Below are 3,317 nucleotides of genomic sequence, written 5' to 3'. Positions count from 1 at the left end.
CCTGGGAACCGTGTTTGCGGGAGCCGTGCACGACTATTTCTCGGGAATGCTCTCTGTCAGGCACAACGGGCTGAGCATAACTGAAGTCATCGGCATCTATCTGGGGAATATAACAAAGCAGTTAATGAGAATCTTCACCATTGTGCTCCTGGTGCTCGTGGGGGTAGTCTTCATATCAGGCCCTGCCGGTATCCTCGCCAACCTGACACCAGCCACTTTGGATTTTAGATTTTGGGTCTGGGTGATCTTTTTCTATTATATTTTGGCAACCCTGCTACCCATTGACAAGATCATCGGAAAGATTTATCCGGTCTTTGGATTTGCCTTGCTGTTTATGGCTGCAAGCCTGATTATCGCCCTGATAATTAAAGGGTATGCCATCCCGGAGCTGACCTCCGAAAATTGGCGGAACTTTCATTACGACAAGGAAAAGTTTCCCATCTTCCCCATGCTGTTCATAACCATTGCCTGCGGTGCCATCTCCGGTTTCCATGCCACACAGTCACCCCTGATGGCACGCTGTATGAAAAATGAAAAGGAGGGCAGGAAGGTTTTCTACGGGGCAATGGTTATCGAAGGGATTGTCGCTCTCATCTGGGCTGCAATCAGCATGAGCTTCTTCGGCGGCATCCGGGAGCTGGGCGAGGTGATGGTGGCACAAAAGGGGAACGCCGCATGGGTGGTGAATGAAATCTCCAACTCCCTGCTGGGAAAATTTGGGGCCATACTGGCCATACTGGGGGTGGTGGCGGCTCCGATCACTTCAGGCGACACCGCTTTCAGGAGCGCAAGACTCACCGTTGGCGACCTGCTGAGGTTCAATCAAAAACCGATAAGGAACAGGCTGATAATTACGATTCCTCTCTTCGCAGTGGGCTTCTTGCTTACTAAAATAAACTTCGACGTGGTCTGGCGATATTTTGCCTGGTCTAACCAGACGTTAGCCACGGTTGTTCTCTGGACCATCACCGTATACCTATTCCAGAAAAGAAAACCGTATTGGATAACCCTGCTCCCGGCCCTGTTCATGACAGCCGTGGTGACAACATACATCATGCTTGCCCCCGAAGGGCTTGCCCTTTCAAAACCTGTCTCATACGCTACAGGATTCGCTGTCACAGCCCTCGTGTTTTCGACCTTTCTATTTTATACAAGAAAATTTACAAAAATAAAACAACACCTTTAAAAAATGTCCTATTCAAATGGAATCTGTTTATTAATCTTTCTTTTTTAACTAATCTCAATAAACTTATTCTTGTTTTTCAACACCCCCAACCAGCTTTGAATTGCTGGTTGGGGTGTTTTATATAATAGCGTATCGTAACTTCTATTTACAAATATTGTCTGACGGTTATCTAAACTTAAAAATAGGAAACTGCCTCCTCTTTCTTCTCCTTGATTGGTAATATAAAAAAATGTAATTTTGCTTTAGAATCATGAAAGGAAAATATGCAGTTGGTAATTTCTGGCAAAAATTTGTAGAAGGCCAGGACAATTATGAAGCATTTTCTGACATATACAATTTGTATATAAACGATCTGCTCTCATACGGTATAAGTTTGGGATTTTCCGAGGAGACTTGCAGGGATGCCGCTCATGATGTATTCTTTAATATCTTTACCGAAAAAAAAAGACTCTCTTCTGTAAAAAATCCAACATCTTATTTGTTTAGAAGCTTCAGGAATCATTTATTTAACATTCAAAAACGACAGAATAGATTATCCTCCGATTTTATGTTTGAAAAAAACACCTTCACTACAGAAATAACCATTCTCGATACCATTATTAATGAAGAGGAAAACCAAAAACTCAAAAACCTCGTGGAGGAACTGTTAAAAGAACTTACCCCTCGACAGCGAGAAGCTATTTATCTGAGGTATATGCAAGAGATGGATTATGAAGAGATTGCGTTATTGCTGAACATGAATGCCAATTCGACCAGACGGCTTGTCTCACGAGGAATCGAGAACTTAAGGAATAAAGCCCTAAATGGAGACAATGAATCCTTTACGGTATTGTTATTCGTACTTTTGATATCTTACAATCTCTGAAACAAACAGTTATTATCCATACACGATATCGCTGCTTTATTTTTCTGTGCAATACAGATCACCTCAAATGTTAAATTTTACTTTTTTTGACTACAAAAAGAAAAATTAATTGTCTATAGTCATTATTGCCGGTGAAATTTGGGTTTGCCTGACGCAAAATCACTTTTGCCATGTATGAAAATACGGCCTTATTTTTATAATTGAAAGAAAATGAAAGATAATATATCTACATACTCCTCTTTTTTAGAAAACAAAAATTTTGTGCAGTGGAGGCTTTTACGCGAAGAAGAATCAGAAAAGTACTGGCTTACATTTATAAAAGAGAATCCGGAACTTGAAGAAGAATTCAATAAAGCTATCGTTATATGCGACAATATCCGGATTAATGAGAAAATTTTCTCCGATACCGACTTTCTATATCAGCGTATTTTACAAAGTATTTCTATCCATCGCAAAAACAAACAAAGACGGAATGTAATTTATTCGCTTTATGCCGCAGCGGTTATTGCGTTACTACTCATCACCAGTACACTCTTTATATTCAACAAGGATACAAGCGCCGCACTTAATGAAAGGATAATAGGATCAACTTTACCCGATGAACATATAACTTTGATAACCGATGAAAACATCACCACCTTAAACCAACATGCAGTAATAAGATTAGCTGACGGGCGACTATCATACACCGACAGCACGAACACAATAAAATATATAGAGGTAGGTGCGTCCCAAACAAATATCCTGAATGTTCCCAACGGAAAACGCTCTTCCATTGTTTTGGCTGACGGTTCCGAAATCTGGATCAATTCAGGGACTAAATTATTCTTCCCGTCGGTATTCAATGAAAAAACGAGAGAAATTACTGTCGAAGGTGAAATATTTATTCATGTGGCTAAGTCAGAACAACAACCTTTTATTGTGCATACCCCGAAATTTGCTATCAATGTACAGGGCACCCGCTTCAATGTTTCGACCTATAAAGATGATAGTGAACATACTGTGGTACTCGTAAACGGTAGTATAAACATCAATGCTCCCCATAAAAGTTTAGTTCCGATGACTCCGAATGAAATGGTCATAATGAAAAACGATAATTTAACAAAAAAAGTTGTCGATGTTTCTCATTATACCGGTTGGATAGACGGAATTCTTATTTTTGATGCCACACCCACTTCGGAAATGTTGAAGAAAATTGGGAGATACTACAACATATCTTTTGATGGAGTAGCAGAATTAGCCGACAAAAAAATTACCGGCAAATTA

At 40.1% G+C, this 3,317-nt stretch carries 3 protein-coding genes; all 3 read left to right on the top strand.

Features of this window, described 5'->3' with window-relative positions:
* On the top strand, positions 1 to 1,186 hold a 1,186-nt coding region (locus VB077_RS15720), incomplete at its 5' end, for a carbon starvation protein A (protein WP_323416205.1).
* A 250-nt stretch (positions 1,187 to 1,436) separates the two neighbouring features.
* Positions 1,437 to 2,051 carry a sigma-70 family RNA polymerase sigma factor gene (locus tag VB077_RS15715; protein WP_323416204.1) on the top strand — a complete coding sequence of 205 codons (615 nt, stop codon included), beginning with the start codon at positions 1,437 to 1,439 and terminating at the stop codon, positions 2,049 to 2,051.
* Between the two features lie 210 nt (positions 2,052 to 2,261).
* Positions 2,262 to 3,317 (top strand): FecR family protein (locus VB077_RS15710; RefSeq protein ID WP_323416203.1); only part of this gene is annotated, 1,056 nt, incomplete at its 3' end.

The sequence above is a fragment of the Desulfitobacterium sp. genome (assembly GCF_034927245.1).
Taxonomy (GTDB): Bacteria; Bacillota; Desulfitobacteriia; order Desulfitobacteriales; family Desulfitobacteriaceae; genus Desulfitobacterium_A.
The sequence above is the reverse complement of the archived record's forward strand: the minus strand, read 5'-3'. Positions and strand labels throughout refer to the sequence as shown.